The organism is Natronomonas halophila, from assembly GCF_013391085.1.
GTDB lineage: Archaea > Halobacteriota > Halobacteria > Halobacteriales > Haloarculaceae > Natronomonas > Natronomonas halophila.
The window spans coordinates 1,155,779-1,171,062 of sequence record NZ_CP058334.1 but is presented as its reverse complement, the minus strand read 5'-3'; the positions used below and the strand labels follow the sequence as shown (position 1 = coordinate 1,171,062).

At 64.6% G+C, this 15,284-nt stretch carries 15 protein-coding genes; 10 read left to right on the top strand and 5 right to left on the bottom strand.

The window, feature by feature from the left end:
* Positions 1-58: 58 nt before the first annotated feature.
* From HWV23_RS06430 to HWV23_RS06415, 4 genes are all read right to left on the bottom strand, one after another.
* Positions 59-934 carry a polyprenyl synthetase family protein gene (locus HWV23_RS06430; protein WP_178289599.1) on the bottom strand — a complete coding sequence of 292 codons (876 nt, stop codon included), beginning with the start codon at positions 932-934 and terminating at the stop codon, positions 59-61.
* Between the two features lie 472 nt (positions 935-1,406).
* Positions 1,407-2,375 (bottom strand): electron transfer flavoprotein subunit alpha/FixB family protein, encoded by a 969-nt coding sequence (locus HWV23_RS06425; protein ID WP_178289598.1) that lies wholly within the window; start codon positions 2,373-2,375, stop codon positions 1,407-1,409.
* Positions 2,372-3,166, bottom strand: coding sequence for an electron transfer flavoprotein subunit beta/FixA family protein (locus tag HWV23_RS06420; RefSeq protein ID WP_178289597.1), 795 nt, complete (start codon positions 3,164-3,166; stop codon positions 2,372-2,374). Before HWV23_RS06420 ends, HWV23_RS06425 begins: the two co-directional genes overlap by 4 nt.
* Before the next feature lie 124 nt (positions 3,167-3,290).
* Entirely contained in the window at positions 3,291-4,409 is a 1,119-nt protein-coding gene (locus HWV23_RS06415; protein ID WP_178289596.1) for a helix-turn-helix transcriptional regulator, read from the bottom strand.
* A gap of 153 nt (positions 4,410-4,562) precedes the next feature.
* Between HWV23_RS06415 and HWV23_RS06410 the strand changes: the two genes are divergently transcribed.
* Together HWV23_RS06410 and HWV23_RS06405 are read left to right on the top strand one after the other, a co-directional pair.
* Positions 4,563-5,816, top strand: coding sequence for a DUF7096 domain-containing protein (locus tag HWV23_RS06410; RefSeq protein ID WP_178289595.1), 1,254 nt, complete (start codon positions 4,563-4,565; stop codon positions 5,814-5,816).
* A 47-nt stretch (positions 5,817-5,863) separates the two neighbouring features.
* Complete coding sequence (locus HWV23_RS06405) at positions 5,864-6,331, top strand: type IV pilin domain-containing protein (protein WP_178289594.1); 468 nt, start codon at positions 5,864-5,866, stop codon at positions 6,329-6,331.
* A 1-nt stretch (position 6,332) separates the two neighbouring features.
* Here the strand turns inward: HWV23_RS06405 and HWV23_RS06400 are convergent, their stop codons facing one another.
* Entirely contained in the window at positions 6,333-7,004 is a 672-nt protein-coding gene (locus tag HWV23_RS06400; protein WP_178289593.1) for a methyltransferase domain-containing protein, read from the bottom strand.
* A 149-nt stretch (positions 7,005-7,153) separates the two neighbouring features.
* Between HWV23_RS06400 and ahaH the strand changes: the two genes are divergently transcribed.
* The 8 genes from ahaH (at position 7,154) to HWV23_RS06360 (ending at position 15,271) form a co-directional block, all read left to right on the top strand.
* Positions 7,154-7,492 (top strand): ATP synthase archaeal subunit H, encoded by a 339-nt coding sequence (gene ahaH, locus HWV23_RS06395; RefSeq protein WP_178289592.1) that lies wholly within the window; start codon positions 7,154-7,156, stop codon positions 7,490-7,492.
* On the top strand, positions 7,473-9,668 hold the full coding sequence (locus HWV23_RS06390) for a V-type ATP synthase subunit I (protein WP_246282736.1): 2,196 nt from the start codon (positions 7,473-7,475) through the stop codon (positions 9,666-9,668). The genes ahaH and HWV23_RS06390 overlap by 20 nt, the downstream gene beginning before the upstream one ends.
* Positions 9,669-9,849: 181 nt before the next feature.
* Positions 9,850-10,116 (top strand): F0F1 ATP synthase subunit C, encoded by a 267-nt coding sequence (locus HWV23_RS06385; protein ID WP_178289591.1) that lies wholly within the window; start codon positions 9,850-9,852, stop codon positions 10,114-10,116.
* A 23-nt stretch (positions 10,117-10,139) separates the two neighbouring features.
* Positions 10,140-10,721: a V-type ATP synthase subunit E gene (locus HWV23_RS06380; protein ID WP_178289590.1), complete on the top strand. Its 582-nt coding sequence runs from the start codon at positions 10,140-10,142 to the stop codon at positions 10,719-10,721.
* On the top strand, positions 10,718-11,779 hold the full coding sequence (locus HWV23_RS06375; protein ID WP_178289589.1) for a V-type ATP synthase subunit C: 1,062 nt from the start codon (positions 10,718-10,720) through the stop codon (positions 11,777-11,779). The genes HWV23_RS06380 and HWV23_RS06375 overlap by 4 nt, the downstream gene beginning before the upstream one ends.
* On the top strand, positions 11,776-12,096 hold the full coding sequence (locus HWV23_RS06370) for a V-type ATP synthase subunit F (protein ID WP_178289588.1): 321 nt from the start codon (positions 11,776-11,778) through the stop codon (positions 12,094-12,096). Before HWV23_RS06375 ends, HWV23_RS06370 begins: the two co-directional genes overlap by 4 nt.
* Positions 12,097-12,098: 2 nt before the next feature.
* On the top strand, positions 12,099-13,856 hold the full coding sequence (locus HWV23_RS06365; RefSeq protein WP_178289587.1) for an ATP synthase subunit A: 1,758 nt from the start codon (positions 12,099-12,101) through the stop codon (positions 13,854-13,856).
* A 2-nt stretch (positions 13,857-13,858) separates the two neighbouring features.
* Positions 13,859-15,271: an ATP synthase subunit B gene (locus HWV23_RS06360; protein WP_178289586.1), complete on the top strand. Its 1,413-nt coding sequence runs from the start codon at positions 13,859-13,861 to the stop codon at positions 15,269-15,271.
* Positions 15,272-15,284 lie beyond the last annotated feature (13 nt).

Below are 15,284 nucleotides of genomic sequence, written 5' to 3'. Positions count from 1 at the left end.
GCGACGGCGGGCACATAGCCGTACAGGTTTCCGAGACGCTCTCTCTGGTCGCGTCTCGCTACCGTTCGCGGACGACCACGAACCTCGCGAGGTCCTCGAGATAGCCGACGGCCTCGGAATCGGTCGAATCGGTCGCATCCAGCGCCGCCAGCGCGGCGTCGGATTCGTCCTGTGCGCGCTCGTTTGCCTCCTCGGGCGTCAGGCGCGTAATCTGGACCAGCGAGGGCCGTTCCATCTCGGCGTCCTGCCCCGTCGGCTTGCCGAGTTCCTCGGGGTCGGCCGTCGCGTCGAGGACGTCGTCGCGAATCTGGAAGGCGATACCGACCCGTTCGGCGTACTGCCCGAACGCCTCGACGGTATGCGGGTCGGCGTCGGCGGCTACCGCGCCGAGTTCGGCCGCGGCCCGGAACAGCGCGCCGGTCTTTCGGCGGGCCAGTTCCATGTACTCCGATTCGCTGGAGGGCTGTTCGACCAGTTCGGTCGCCTCCCCTTCGCCGAGTTCGACCATCGACTCGGTGACCGCCTGCATCGCCCGTTCGTCGGCCGAAAACAGTTCGAACGCCTCGCCGAGCAAGCCGTCGCTGGCGATGATGGCCGCCCCGTGGCCGAACGCCGACCACGCGCTGGCGACGCCGCGTCGAAGTTCCGACTCGTCGATGATGTCGTCGACGACCAGGGAGGCGTTGTGGACCAACTCCACTCCGACGGCGAAATCGACCGCGTTACGTGACGCCTCCGACCCGAGGCCGTCCTCGCCCGCCAACTCGCCACCAGCGGCCTCGAACGTCAGCAGCGTCACGATCGGTCGGACGCGCTTGCCTCCCGACAGCGAGACGTGTTCCAATCGGTCGGTCATCGTCTCGGGTTCGGTGGCGTCGAGGACCGCCTCCATCCGGTCGTCGACCAACGACCGGCGGCGCTCCAGATACTCCATAAAACTGGTAGGTCTGTTTCCCGCAAGTACCTAACGGATCGAACTTTTTGCACGGCGAGCCTGTGGCTCGCCGGCAAAAACTTCGATGAAAAAGACACGTCGACCCTCCCTACGGTCGGGTCTCGGTCCCGCACTCGCTTCGCTCGTGCGGTGAACCGCTCGGCGCGCTTCGCGCGCCTCGCGGATGCTGCTCCTGTTGGGGGTTGAGGCGGGTACTACGACCTCGGTCAAGCTTGATTTATAATAGAATGGGAGATAGCATCCGCCGAGGGGGGCCTTCAAAGAAGGCCCCCGAGGCGGTTCGCGGCGACGAGACGGCGAAGCCGTCGAGTCGCCGTAGCGCGCGACGACTACCGCGGCGCCGTCAGGCGCCGCGACAGGAGGAGCGCGCGCATATTTTCACCACGTTTTTGCCGAGAACCGGGGTCGCGCCCCGAAGCGGGCGCGACCCGCGTTCTCGTGCAAAAAGTGGCTAGACGTCAGGCGCTTCGCCGCCGAACTCCTCGATGAGCTGCGGAACGACGTCGAAGAGGTCGTCGACGATACCGTAGTCGGCGATGTCGTAGATGGGCGCGTTGGGGTCGGTGTTGATGGCGATAATCGTGTCGGCGCCCTTCATGCCGGCGACGTGCTGGACGGCGCCGGAGATGCCGATGGCGATGTAGACGTCGGGTTCGACGACTTTGCCGGACTGGCCGACCTGCCGGTTCTTCGGGAGCCAGCCGTTGTCGACGATGGGACGCGAGGAGGACAGCGTCGCGCCGAGGGTGTCAGCGAGGGACTCGACGAGCGGGAGGTTCTCCTCTTCCTCGATACCGCGGCCGATGGAGACGAGGACGTCCGCTTCGGTGATGTCGACGTCGCCGCCGCCGACTTCCTCGAAGCCGTTGACGGTCGCGCCGATGGCGTCGTGGTCGATGTCGGCCTCGAAGGACTCGATAGCGGCGTCGCCGGCGTCTTCGGCGGTCGGCCACTCAGCGGAACGGATGCTGATGGCGTACTGGTCGGCGTCGACGTCGTAGGTCGTCTCGACCTTGCCACCGTACTGCTCGCGGGTGACTTCGACGGGCTGGCCGCCCTCGAGGGCGACGGCGTCGGTCACAAGCGGGAGGTCGAGGCTCTCGGCGACGGCGGGCGTGTAGTCGAGGCCATTGACCGAGTTCGGCGTCAGCAGGGCCGTCGGGTCCAGTTCGGCGTGGAGCTGCTCGATGGCCTGCTTGTAGATGCCGTGGTTGAATTCCTCGCCCTCGTTGACGGTGTAGATGGTGTCGACGCCGTCGCGGTTGAGGTCCTCGGCGAAGCCGTCGACGTCGCCGCCGATGACGACGAGGTTCAGGTCCTCGCCGAGTTCGTCGGCGAGTTCGCGGCCGGCGGTGATGATCTCGAAGGAGATGTCACGCAGTTCGCCGCGGCGGTGTTCGGTGACTGCAAGGACGCTCATCCTTCGACCACTCCTTTGTCGCGGAGGAAGTCAGCCAGTTCGTTGGCGGTGTCCTCGGCGCTGCCCTCCCAGAGGGTGGCGTCGCCTTCGGATTCGGGTTCGTACATGTCGGTGCGCTCGATTTCCGAATCGACGACGCTGGCGTCGAGACCGACGTCGTCGAGGGTCTGGACGTCCAGCGGCTTGCGCTGGGCCTGCCGGATACCACGGAGGCTGGCATACCGGGGCTCGTTGATACCGGTCTGGATGGTGAGGACGGCGGGAATCTCGATGTCGGTGAGTTCCTCGACGCCGCCTTCCAGTTCGCGGTGGACGGAGGCGACGCCCTCGTCGACGTCGAGGTCGAGGGCGTTGACGACGGCGCCCCACTCGAAGTCGAGACGCTCGGCGACGGCGACGCCGGTCGCACCGTTGGCGTCGTCGCCGGCCTGCACGCCGGAGAGGATGAAGTCGGGGTCCTCTTCTTCGGCGACGGCGGCGATGATTTCGGCTTTGGTGTCGACGTCGAGGAACTGGGCGTCCTCGATGGAGTCGTCCCATACGCGGATGGCGCGGTCGGCACCTTTCGCGAGGGCCATGCGGACCGTCTCCTCGGCGCGTTCGGGGCCGATGGTGACGGTGACGACCTCCACGTCGTCGTGTTCTTCGCTGATCTGTACGGCTTCCTCAACGGCGTAGTCGTCCCATTCGTTGAGGTCGTATTCGAGGGAGCTGTCGGCGATGTCGAGACCCGAGATTTCGAACTCGTCCTCGACTTCAGCCACCTCTTTGACAGTGACAAGTATCTTCATAGTGGCTAGTCACCGGATATGACGACTGTCCGTGGTTAAACGTTTCCGAATCGTACAGCGTTTGTCGTTGTCTTATACGGTGATAAACAGTGTTCAACGGGCTGCGGGATGTCGATGGACGCGGCTATTCGTCGTCTTCAGGAATCTCGCCGAGGCCCTCGTCCGGGAGGCTGATGAGGTTCTCCCGACCGATTCGGAGTTTGTCGACGCGGCCTTCTTCCTCCATCGACGAGAGGAGTTGTGAGACCTTGGCGTTCGACCAGCCGGTCTCCTTGACGATGTTGGCCTGTTTCATCCGCCCGCCGTTCCGTTCGAGCAGGTATTCGACGCGCTCCTCGTCCGAGAGGAGTTCGGGGTCCGGTTCCTCGTCGGTGGCTGCTGCCGCTCCGGTTCCGGCCCCGGCCGTGCCGTTGGCGCCGGTCTGTGTCTCGGAGTCGGGCGCGGATGTCGGCTCCCCGCCCGGTTCGGAATCCGTCGCCGACGTCTCGCTCTCCCCGTTGCGGCGGCGCCACAGGAGATACAGGCCGAGCAAGAGTGCGGCACCGCTCGTAATCAACGCACCGACGAGCAGTAGCGTCGGGAGGTCCATCCCCGTGTCGACTCCACCGATTCCGCGCGACTCGTATTCGATTTCGAAGTAGCCGGGGTCGAAGGTCTGGGGACCTTCCCATCTCAGGTCGCCGCCTTCGGCGCCGATGGGTGAGGTCGTCGGGCCGCCGTAGCCCGGCGGCGCGCGGATGACCAGGTTCTGGTCGGGTTCCAGCCCCGGAAGCCAGGTGCCGTTGGTGGTGTTGAACGCGTCACCGACGTACATCGTTCCGTTGTCGACGCGGGCGAAGGAAGTCCAGGTAAACGACACCTGCAACTCGCCGTAGCCCGTCGCCGACTCGCCCGCTACGGTGTCGTTGACGACGACGGCACGGCGCTCGGTGGACTCGATGGACATCTCCCTGCCGGTCGCTGTCGAGGCCTCCGAAGCGGCCAACTCGAAGGTATCGACGCCGACCGGGAAGTCCTCCTGGTTGTTCTCGAACCGCTGGCCGAACGCGCGGAAGTCCTCGAGATCCCGTTGGTCCTCCAGCGGGACGCCGATGACGATGGTCCAGCGGGCGTCCCCGTTGTCCTGGAGTTGCACATCGAAGGTGGTCTCCTCGGTGGCGGGCTGGGCGCTGGCCGGTACGGCCCCGACGGTGGACGCCACGAGGAGGAGGGCACACAGGAGTACGGGGCGGCAATACCGCATTGGGCGATTGATGCACACCCCCGCGGGAAAACGCTTTCTATCGGGTGATAAAAGGTTTCCACGTCTTATAAACGGTCTCGGCGGTTCTCCGTGGACGATGCCTGACGAGGATATGACGGTCGGATTTTTGTTCTCCCGTGTTGACCACCCGATATGAACGGCCTCCGCGCGGTCACGCTCGCCCTCCTCTGCTGTCTGTCGCTGGTCGCCGGAGTTCCGGTCGCCGCCGACGGCGCGCAGGCGTCGTCGACCGAACACGGCGATTCGAACGTCGTCAGCGCCGGCAATACGTCGGAATACCTCGCGATTCCCGAATCGGATATTGACCGAACGTCCACGGCCAGGGGTCAACTCGACGTCGCAGCGGCCGTCAGCAGTAATACGGCGACTATCCGCACCCAGTCGACCGAAATCGCGCTCCGAGGCGTGATGCGGGGTTCGGACAACGAAACCGAGCGTCAGGCGGCGGTTCGGCGGACCGCCGACCGGCTCGATACGCGAATCCAACGGCTCGAAAGCAGGGAACGGCGTGCGATCAGCGGCTACGCGGCGGGAGAGATAACCGTGACACAACTCCTCCGTACCCTCGCCGTCGTCGACGCCGAAGCCCGTGAACTCGATGGGCTCGTCACGACGCTTTACCGACAGAACAGCCGACTGGATGAGCCGGTCCTGTCCAGACAGGAGTTCGGGACGTTCAGGGCGCGGTTGCTCCCCCTGTACGGCCCCGTCCGACAGCATCTGGAGGAGACGACTCGGACCGGCGACGGCCAGCGCGTATATCTCGAGACGGGCGATGCGAATATCGCGCTCGCGACTGTCGACGAGCCCTCCATCGAGAACCCACAGTACGTTCGGGAAACTCACATCCGTGGTGCCCGTGGCTCGGCGGAGCAGTCGGGGCTCACCGCCGAAGAAGTCGAACAGCGGTTCGCGCAACTCTACCCCTGGACCGAGGAAAACCAGGAAGGCGGGATTCAGATCGGTCGCTACGGTGGGCCGCCACACCACTTCACCTATGCGGGCGTTTGGCCGCTCGACATCGGCCACTCCCATGCGGCGACCACGCCTGCGCTGGTCACCTTCTTCGACGGAACGACCGCCGACGTCTTCTACGAGCTACAGTTCAAGGACCCGACGCTCGTTCCGACGACGACCGTCGAAAACACGACGACCGACGGTGACCTTCGGCTCGTCGTCAATACGACGCGGGCAGGCGGCCCGCTCGGCATCGCTGTCCTCGACAACGAGACCGGCGAGCGCGTCGATGCGGCCGTCGACGTCAACGGCGATTCGCTCGGAACGACGGATAGCCGACGGCTGTGGACGGTCGCTCCCCGCGGAGACCTGACGGTCAACGCGACGCACGGCGGCCGGACGGTGTCGGTCGAAACGCGACTGGACTGACAGCCTCCACCCGCGCCTTTTTATCGGAGAACGCGGCCAGTCCCCGCGTGTCCGACCGCGCCCTCTCCCCAGTTATCGGCTGTCTGCTGTTGACGGCGATAACCGTCACCGGTGCCGTTATCGTCGGTACAGCGGTTGCCGTCGACCCACCTACCCCTGCGCCCGCCGCGCATTTCGAGGCCGAGGCCGACGCGAGCGGCGCGGTCCGGGTGACACATCTCGGCGGTGCCGCCATCGCTCCCGAGACCCTCCGAGTACGGGTTCGCGTCGACGGCGAACCGCTGGCGGCACAGCCACCCGTCCCCTTCTTTTCGGCCCGCGGCTTCGAGAGCGGGCCGACCGGGCCGTTCAATTCCGCGTACACCGGCGAGTGGCAGGCGGGCGAAACGGCGGAACTCCGGATTGCGGGGACGAACGAGCCGACGCTGGCTGTGGGTGCGACCGTCGAGATACGAATCTACGTCGGTGGAACCGAAACCGCAGAATTGGCCGTCCGTGTCCGCGAGGCGGGCTGATTCAGGCGGTCGATGTCCGTGTGTCTGTCGCTTCCTCGCCGGCCTCGTCCGTGTCGTCGGGGACGCGCGCGACGGTGGTGATGGCTCGGGGCGTGCCGGGAGCGCGCTGCTGGATGTGGTGTTCGAACTCCTCGAAGCCGGCCTCGGCGAACATCCGGTCGGCCTCGTCCTCGTCGTAAAACAGCATGATGGCGTCGGCGAGTTTCTGAAACAGCGTCGAGTTGGGGTAGTCGGGGCCGACGACGAGGACGGTGCCGCCGGGTTTGGTCACGCGGCGGGCCTCCCGGAGCGCCGCGACGGGGTTGGGCCAGTACTCGATGGACCCGGAGGACCAGTAGGCGTCGAAACTGTCGTCCTCGAAGGGGAGGCGCTCGGCGTCGCCGCGGTGGAACTTCACGTCGCCGCGCTTGCCGAACTTGGCGAAGGCCTTCTCGAGTTGGTGGGCCGACTGGTCGAGCGCCCAGATGTCGTCGGTGTATCGGAGCAGGCCTTCGGTGGCGAAGCCGGTCCCGCAGCCGACGTCGAGGACGCGGTCGCCCTCGTCGGCGTCGAGCCATTCGAGGGCTTCGTCGCGCATCTCCTCGTTCCAGATGAACGGGTTGATGGCGTCGTACGCCTTCGAGAGGTACTTGTAGAAGACCCGCGCTCGCGACTTGTCTTCGAGGACTCCCATTGGGGGGTCCTTGGAACGGTCCGGGCATAATTCTGCTTATCCTGGCGCCTCGACTGTGGGTGTCGCTAACACGCCAAATCACCCGAACACGGTTAATCGCTTTCGCAACTACCAAATAGGCGCTTTCCGAAGCGTCAGATGATATAATTATGGCCAGGCCAGAGGTTCTTGACCGAATCAAGGAGGCCGAGCGTGAGGCCGACGAGATCGTCGCCGACGCGAAAGAATCGCGCGAAGAGCGCATCGCGGAGGCGCGTGAGGAGGCCGACCGCATCCGCGAAGAGGCTCGTGAGGATGCCTCCGAGCTCAAAGAGGAGCGTCTCGCGGAGGCACGCGAGGAGATCGAGGCCGAACGCGAGAAGATCCTCGCGACGGGCAAAGAGGAGCGTGAGGCCCTCGAAACACGCGCCGAAAAGCGCCGAGATGAGGCTGTCGACCACGCGGTAGACCTGTTCAAGGAGGCGGTGGATGTCCAGTCTCAGACCTAAGAAAATGAGTCGGGTCTCGGTGACGGGATCCAAACGGGTCATGGAGGAGACCATCGAGGCGATTCACTCGGTCAACCTCCTGCACGTCACCGATTACGACGACGCGTGGGACGGCTTCGACCCCGGCGACCCAATCGAGGGCGCCGAGGAGGCCGCCCAGAAACTCGTCACCGTCCGGGCGCTGGAAAGCACCCTCGACATCACCGAGGAAGACGCCGGGCGGACGCGTATCCTCGACGACGGGGAACTCGAGGCGGAACTCGAAGAGACCCGCCAGCGCGTCAACGAACTCGACGACCGCCGCTCCGAACTGGAAGCGGAACTCCGGGACATCGAGGAGAAAGTCGATACCGCACGGCCCTTCGCCGAACTCGGCATCGACCTCGACCTGCTTTCGGGCTACGACTCGCTGACGACGGCCGTCGGCGAAGGTAACGCCGAAGCGGTCCGGCGCTCCCTCGCGGACGCCTCCGGCGTCACGTCGTTCGAACTCTTCGAGGAGGGCGACTACGTCGCCGTCTTCGTCTACCCGGACGTCGACCTCGACGACGCGCTCGTGGGTGCGGCCTTTACGCCCTACGAGATTCCGGACCTCGGTGACGGCGACGAGGCGACGAGCCCCGAAGCCTACATCGAGGACCTCCAGCACCGTCACGAACAGGTCGAATCCAAACTGGAGACGGTCGAAAACGAACTCGAAGACCTCAAACACGAGGTCGCCGGGTTCCTCCTGGCCGCCGAGGAGAAACTCTCCATCGAGGTCCAGAAGCGCGAGGCACCGCTGACCTTCGCGACGACGGACAACGCCTTCATCGCCGAAGGCTGGATTCCCAGCGACCAGTACGCCGACCTCGCCGAGACGCTGAGCGCGGACGTCGGCGACCACGTCGAGGTCGAGGAACTCGAACGGGCCGACTACGAGGACGGCCACGCACACGACCACGACGAAATCGAACACGGCGCCACCGACGACGGCGAGGCCGTCGCGGACGGCGGCCAGGCGATGAGCGGCGGCGAACCGCCGGTCGTGCAGGACAACGCCAAGACGGTCAAACCGTTCGAGACGCTTGTCGGCGTCATCAACCGCCCGCGATACGACGAAATCGACCCGACGTTCGTGCTGTTCCTGACGTTCCCGGCGTTCTTCGGGTTCATGATCGGCGACCTCGGCTACGGGCTCCTCTATATGGGGCTCGGCTACCTGCTGATGAGCCGGTTCGAATCCGAGGGTATCCGGTCGCTTGGCGGCGTCGGCATCTGGGCCGGCCTGTTCACCGCTATTTTCGGCGTTCTGTACGGCGAGTTCTTCGGGCTACACCAGCTCGGGGAAGTCGTCTGGGGCGGTAGCCCGCCGATTCACAAGGGTCTCAACCCCGCCTACGCCGACTACGCGCTCGGTTGGCTCGCTATCAGCCTGCTGGTCGGGATGGTCCATCTGGCTATCGGCTGGATCATCGACTTCTACCAGAACCTCTCCCACAGTTTCGCGGACGCGGTCATGGAGAGCGGTTCGTGGCTGATGATGATGTTCGGGTTCTGGGCGTGGATCTTCGCGGACGCCCCGCCGTCCGGCGCCGCGCCTGACCTGCTCGTCAGCGCCGACCACGGCGTCTTCGCGGGCCACCCGTTCCATCTCGGCTTCACCGGCTTTTCCGAGATAGTCGGCTTCGTCGGCCTCGCCGTATTCGCGGTCGGGCTCGTGCTGCTGGTCGTCGGTGAACCCATCGAGGGCGTCGAGTTCCTCAACGTGCTCGTCAACGTCCTCTCGTACACCCGGATCGCCGCAGTCCTGCTCGCGAAGGCCGGGATGGCCTTCGTGGTCAACCTGCTGGTGTTCGGCGTCTACGTCACCGAGGAAACCCACGGCGGCGAGACCACCGAGTACTGGCACTTCGGCGTCGGCGGCATGCCATCGGAGGTCGGGACGACGTTCCACGGCCACGAGGTCGTCGAGATCATGTCCGCAGGCCTGGTCCACGGCAGCGTCGCTGGCGTGGTCGGCGGTATCCTCATCCTCGTCATCGGGCACATCCTCGTGCTCGTGCTCGGGATTACGAGCGCCGGTCTACAGGGCGTGCGTCTCGAGTACGTCGAGTTCTTCGGGAAGTTCTACGAGGGTGGCGGCAAGCCCTACGAGCCGTTCGGCTACGACCGCCAGTACACCACCGAAGAGTAGCGATCTCTCTTCGGTTCGGTATTTTCCGTTTTTTGAGGTGTCGGATAGCCGCAGTACTGTGTAACGTTCACACACCGATAGGACGGCGGTTTTCGGCGGCGTTTGGGAAGTTTTATGAACTCAGTACGAACATATCCGTCTGTTCGGATAGCAGTCAATCCACCCGACGGAAACTCAAACCATGCTTGAACTTGCCACGGTCCTGAGCAGTGTTGCACCGGTTCTCCAAGAAGGCGCGACGGGCGGCCCCGCCCTCGAACCCGCGGCGGCTGCGGCGCTTGCGGTCGGTCTGGCGGCCTTCGGTGCGGGCTATGCGGAACGCGGTATCGGCGCAGCGGCGGTCGGCGCTATGGCAGAAAACGAGGACCTCTTCGGTCGTGGCCTGATTCTGACGGTCCTGCCGGAGACGCTCGTGATTCTGGCGCTGGTCGTCGTCTTCGTCGTCTAAACCGCATCCAACTTTTCCAAACAATGAGCCTTGATACGGTCGTAGAGGACATCCGAGACGAAGCCCGCGCGCGTGCGGACGAGATTCGCGCAGAGGGAGAGGAGCGTGCCGAGGAGATCGTCTCCGAAGCCGAGCAGGAGGCCGACGACATCCGATCCGAGGCCGAACGCGAGGTCGAGAAGACGGTCGACCAGGAACGCGAGCAGAAACTCTCCAGCGCGAAACTCGAGGCCAAGCAGGAGCGCCTCGAGGCTCGCCGCGAGGTTCTCGAGGAGGTCCGCGACGATGTCGAAGCACAGATAGCCGACATCTCCGGCGACGAACGCGAGGAGCTTACGCGGGCGTTGCTCGACGGCGCAGCCGAGGAATTCGAGGACGCGGAGTCGGTCCGGGTTCACGGCCGCGAGAACGACCAGGAGCTGCTCGAGTCGGTCGTCGCCGACTACGACGGCTTCGAGGTCGGCGACCCCGTCGACTGTCTCGGCGGCGTCGTCGTCGAGTCGGACGAGTCGCGTGTTCGCGTCGATAACACGTTCGACTCCGTCCTCGAGGATGTCTGGGACGACAACCTGCGCGAAATCAGCGCACGCCTCTTCGAAGAATGAGCATCAAAACGGAAGGGAGTTCGAACTACGAATACGTCACGGCGCGAGTCCGTTCGCGGCGGGCGAAACTCTTCGACGCGGACGATTACCGCAAACTGGTCCGGATGGGCCCGAGCGAAATCGCCCGCTTCATGGAGGACACCGAATACGAGGCCGAGATGAACGCTCTGGGTGCGCGCCACTCGGGCGTCGACCTCGTCGAGTACGCTCTCAACCGGAACCAGGCCAAGCATTTCGACGACCTGCTTTCGTGGTCCAACGGTGACCTCTACGGATACATCGCGAACTACCTTCGGAAGTTCGACGCCTGGAACGTCAAGACGGTCATCCGTGGCGTCTACACCGACGCCGCCCGCGAGGACATCGAGGACGACCTCATCCGGACGGGCGAGTTCTCCGACAAGCGCCTCGACCGCCTCGTCGAATCGACGAGCATCGAGGACGTCGTCGAACAGCTTTCGGATACCATCTTCGGCGACCCGCTGGAGGAGGCCTTCGAGGACTTCGAAAGCGAGGGCGTGCTCGTGCCGCTCGAGAACGCCGTCGACCGCGCGTTCTACGCGCACCTGCTGGACGACATCGGCCAGCCGGAACCCGACACGCCGACGGCGCTGTACCGTGAGTTCCTCGAAGCGGAAGTCGACTTCCGGAACCTCCGGAACGGCCTGCGTATCGCACGCAGTGGCGCCGACATCGACCCCGCCGAGTACTTCATCGAAGGCGGTCGCCTGTTCAGCGGCGAGGAACTCCGCCAGTTGGCGACGAACGTCGACGAGTTGGTCTCCCGGATTCGGGAGAGCACCTACGGCGACGACCTCGATGAAGCGCTGACGGAACTGGAGGACGCCGATAGCCTCATCCAGTTCGAACACGGACTGGAGGCGGCGCTTCTGGAATACTCCGGGAAGCTTTCGAACCGCTACCCGCTGTCGGTCTGTCCGGTTCTCTCCTATATCCTCGCAAAGGAGCGGGAAGTCGAGAACATCCGGGCGATCGCCCGTGGCCGCGAGGCCGGACTCGACGTCGAGGAAATCGAGGAGGAACTGGTGATAGAATGAGCCAGGAAATCGCAGTCGTCGGCAGTCCGGACTTCACGACCGGCTTTCGCCTCGCTGGCGTGCGCCGGTCCGAGAACGTCCCGGACGCCGACAAAGAGGAGCAACTGGACGACGCCGTCGAGTCGGTGCTGGACGACGAGAACGTCGGCATCGTCGTGATGCACGACGAGGACATCGAGTACCTTTCCCGCACAGTTCGACAGCGCGTCGAAACGAGCGTCGAACCGGTCGTCGTCACGCTGGGTGGCGGAACCGGTTCGGGCAACCTACGCGAGCAAATCAAACGCGCCATCGGCATCGACCTGATGGAAGACTAATCATGAGTCAAGCAACTGCAAGCGAAATCACGGACGAGGGCGTCATCGAGAGCGTCAGTGGTCCGGTCGTGACCGCCGTCGACCTCGACGCCCGGATGAACGACGTCGTCTACGTGGGCGAGGAAGGCCTGATGGGCGAGGTCATCGAGATCGAGGGGAACCTCACCACCATCCAGGTGTACGAGGAGACCTCCGACGTCGCCCCCGGCGAACCGGTCAAGAACACGGGAGAACCGCTCTCCGTCGACCTCGGACCGGGGATGCTGGACAGTATCTACGACGGCGTCCAGCGCCCGCTGGACGTCCTCGAAGAACAGATGGGAGCCTTCCTCGACCGCGGTGTCGACGCGCCCGGTATCGACCTCGAAAAGACCTGGGAGTTCAACCCCGAAGTCGAGGAGGGCGACGAAGTCGAATCTGGCGACGTCGTCGGTATCGTCCCCGAGACCGAGAGTATCGACCACAAAGTGCTGGTGCCGCCCGGCTACGAGGGCGGCGAAGTCGTCGAGGCCAAGTCGGGTAACTACACCGTCGAGGAGACGGTCGTCGAACTCGACAACGGCGAGGAAATCAAGATGCGACAGGAGTGGCCGGTCCGAGAGGCCCGCCCGACTGTCGAGAAGGAGACGCCGACGACGCCGCTGGTTTCGGGCCAGCGCGTCCTCGACGGTCTGTTCCCCATCGCGAAGGGTGGGACAGCCGCCATTCCGGGCCCGTTCGGTTCCGGGAAGACGGTCACCCAGCACCAGCTCGCCAAGTGGGCCGACGCGGACATCGTCGTCTACGTCGGCTGTGGCGAGCGTGGCAACGAGATGACCGAGGTCATCGAGGACTTCCCGGAACTGGAAGACCCCAAGACGGGCAAGCCCCTGATGTCCCGGACCTGCCTCATCGCGAACACCTCCAACATGCCGGTCGCGGCGCGTGAGTCCTGTGTCTACACGGGCATCACCATCGCCGAGTACTACCGCGACATGGGCTACGACGTCGCGCTGATGGCCGACTCCACCTCGCGGTGGGCCGAGGCCATGCGCGAAATCTCCTCGCGTCTCGAGGAGATGCCCGGCGAAGAGGGCTACCCGGCATACCTGGCCGCGCGCCTCAGCGAGTTCTACGAGCGCGCCGGCAAGTTCCAGAACATCAACGGCAGCGAGGGCTCGATTTCGGTTATCGGCGCCGTCTCGCCGCCGGGCGGTGACTTCTCCGAGCCGGTCACCCAGAACACGCTGCGTATCGTGAAGTGCTTCTGGGCGCTGGACGCCGACCTCGCGGAACGTCGGCACTTCCCGTCTATCAACTGGAACGAGTCGTACTCGCTGTACAAGGAACAGCTCGACCCGTGGTGGCGGGAGAACGTCCACGAGGAGTTCCCCGAGGTCCGCCAGTGGGGCGTCGACGTCCTCGACGAGGAGAGCGAACTGCAGGAAATCGTTCAGCTCGTCGGGAAGGACGCCCTGCCGGAAGACCAGCAGCTTACCCTCGAGATCGCCCGGTACATCCGCGAAGCGTGGCTCCAGCAGAACGCGTTCCACGACGTGGACACCTACTGTGAGCCCGAGAAGACCCACGAGATGCTCGTGGCGATTCAGCACTTCAACGACGAGGCCTTCGAGGCGCTGGAGGCCGGCGTCCCCGTCGAGGAAATCATCGACATCGACGCCGCCCCGCGACTCAACCGGATGAACACCCAGGAAGAGTGGGAATCGTACATCGAGGAGCTGAAAGACGACATTACGGAGCAGCTCCGGGAGCTGTACTAACGATGCAGAAGGAATACCAAACTATCACGGAGATCAGCGGACCGCTGGTGTTCGCCGAGATCGACGAGCCGGTCGGCTACGACGAGATCGTCGAGATCGAGACGCCGAACGGCGAAACGCGACGCGGTCAGGTGCTGGAATCCACCTCCGAGTACGTCGCGATTCAGGTGTTCGAGGGTACCTCGGGCATCGACCGCAACTCGTCGGTTCGGTTCCTCGGTGAGACCCTGCAGATGCCGCTGACCGAGGACCTCCTCGGGCGCGTCCTGTCAGGTTCCGGTGAACCCATCGACGGCGGACCCGAAATCGAACCGGACGAGGAACGACCCATCGTCGGCGCGGCTATCAACCCGACGGCCCGCGAATATCCCGAGGAGTTCATCCAGACGGGTGTCTCGGCCATCGACGGCATGAACACCCTCATTCGGGGCCAGAAGCTCCCCATCTTCTCGGGGTCCGGCCTGCCGCACAACGACCTCGCGCTCCAGATCGCCCGCCAGGCGACGGTGCCCGAGGAAGAAGAGGAAGGCGACGAGGGCTCGGAGTTCGCAGTCATCTTCGGCGCCATGGGTATCACGGCCGAAGAGGCCAACGAGTTCATGGACGACTTCGAGCGCACCGGCGCGCTGGAACGGTCGGTCGTCTTCATGAACCTTGCGGACGACCCCGCAGTCGAGCGGACGGTCACGCCGCGGATGGCGCTGACGACCGCCGAGTATCTCGCCTTCGACAAGGGCTACCACGTGCTCGTCATCCTGACGGACATGACCAACTACTGCGAGGCGCTGCGCGAAATCGGCGCCGCGCGTGAGGAGGTCCCGGGCCGCCGTGGCTACCCCGGTTACATGTACACGGACCTGGCACAGCTCTACGAGCGCGCCGGCCGTATCGAGGGTCGTGAGGGCTCTGTCACCCAGATTCCGATCCTCACGATGCCGGGTGACGACGACACCCACCCGATTCCGGACCTGACCGGCTACATTACCGAAGGGCAGATTTACGTCGACCGTGACCTCGACAGTCAGGGTATCGAACCGCCCGTCGACGTCCTGCCGAGCCTCTCGCGGCTGATGGACGACGGTATCGGCGAGGGCTACACCCGCGAGGACCACGCCGACGTCTCCGACCAGCTGTACGCTGCGTACGCAGAGGGTGAGGACCTGCGTGACCTCGTGAACATCGTCGGTCGTGAAGCGCTTTCCGAGCGTGACAACAAGTATCTGGACTTCGCCGACGAGTTCGAAGAGGAGTTCGTCCAGCAGGGCTACGACACGAACCGCGACATCAGCGAGACGCTGGACCTCGGTTGGGACCTCCTGAGCAACCTGCCGAAAGAGGAACTCAACCGTATCGACGAGGAACTCATCGAAGAGTACTACGTCGAGGAAGAAGCAGCGACCCAGACCGCGGACTGACGCTCCGAGAGCG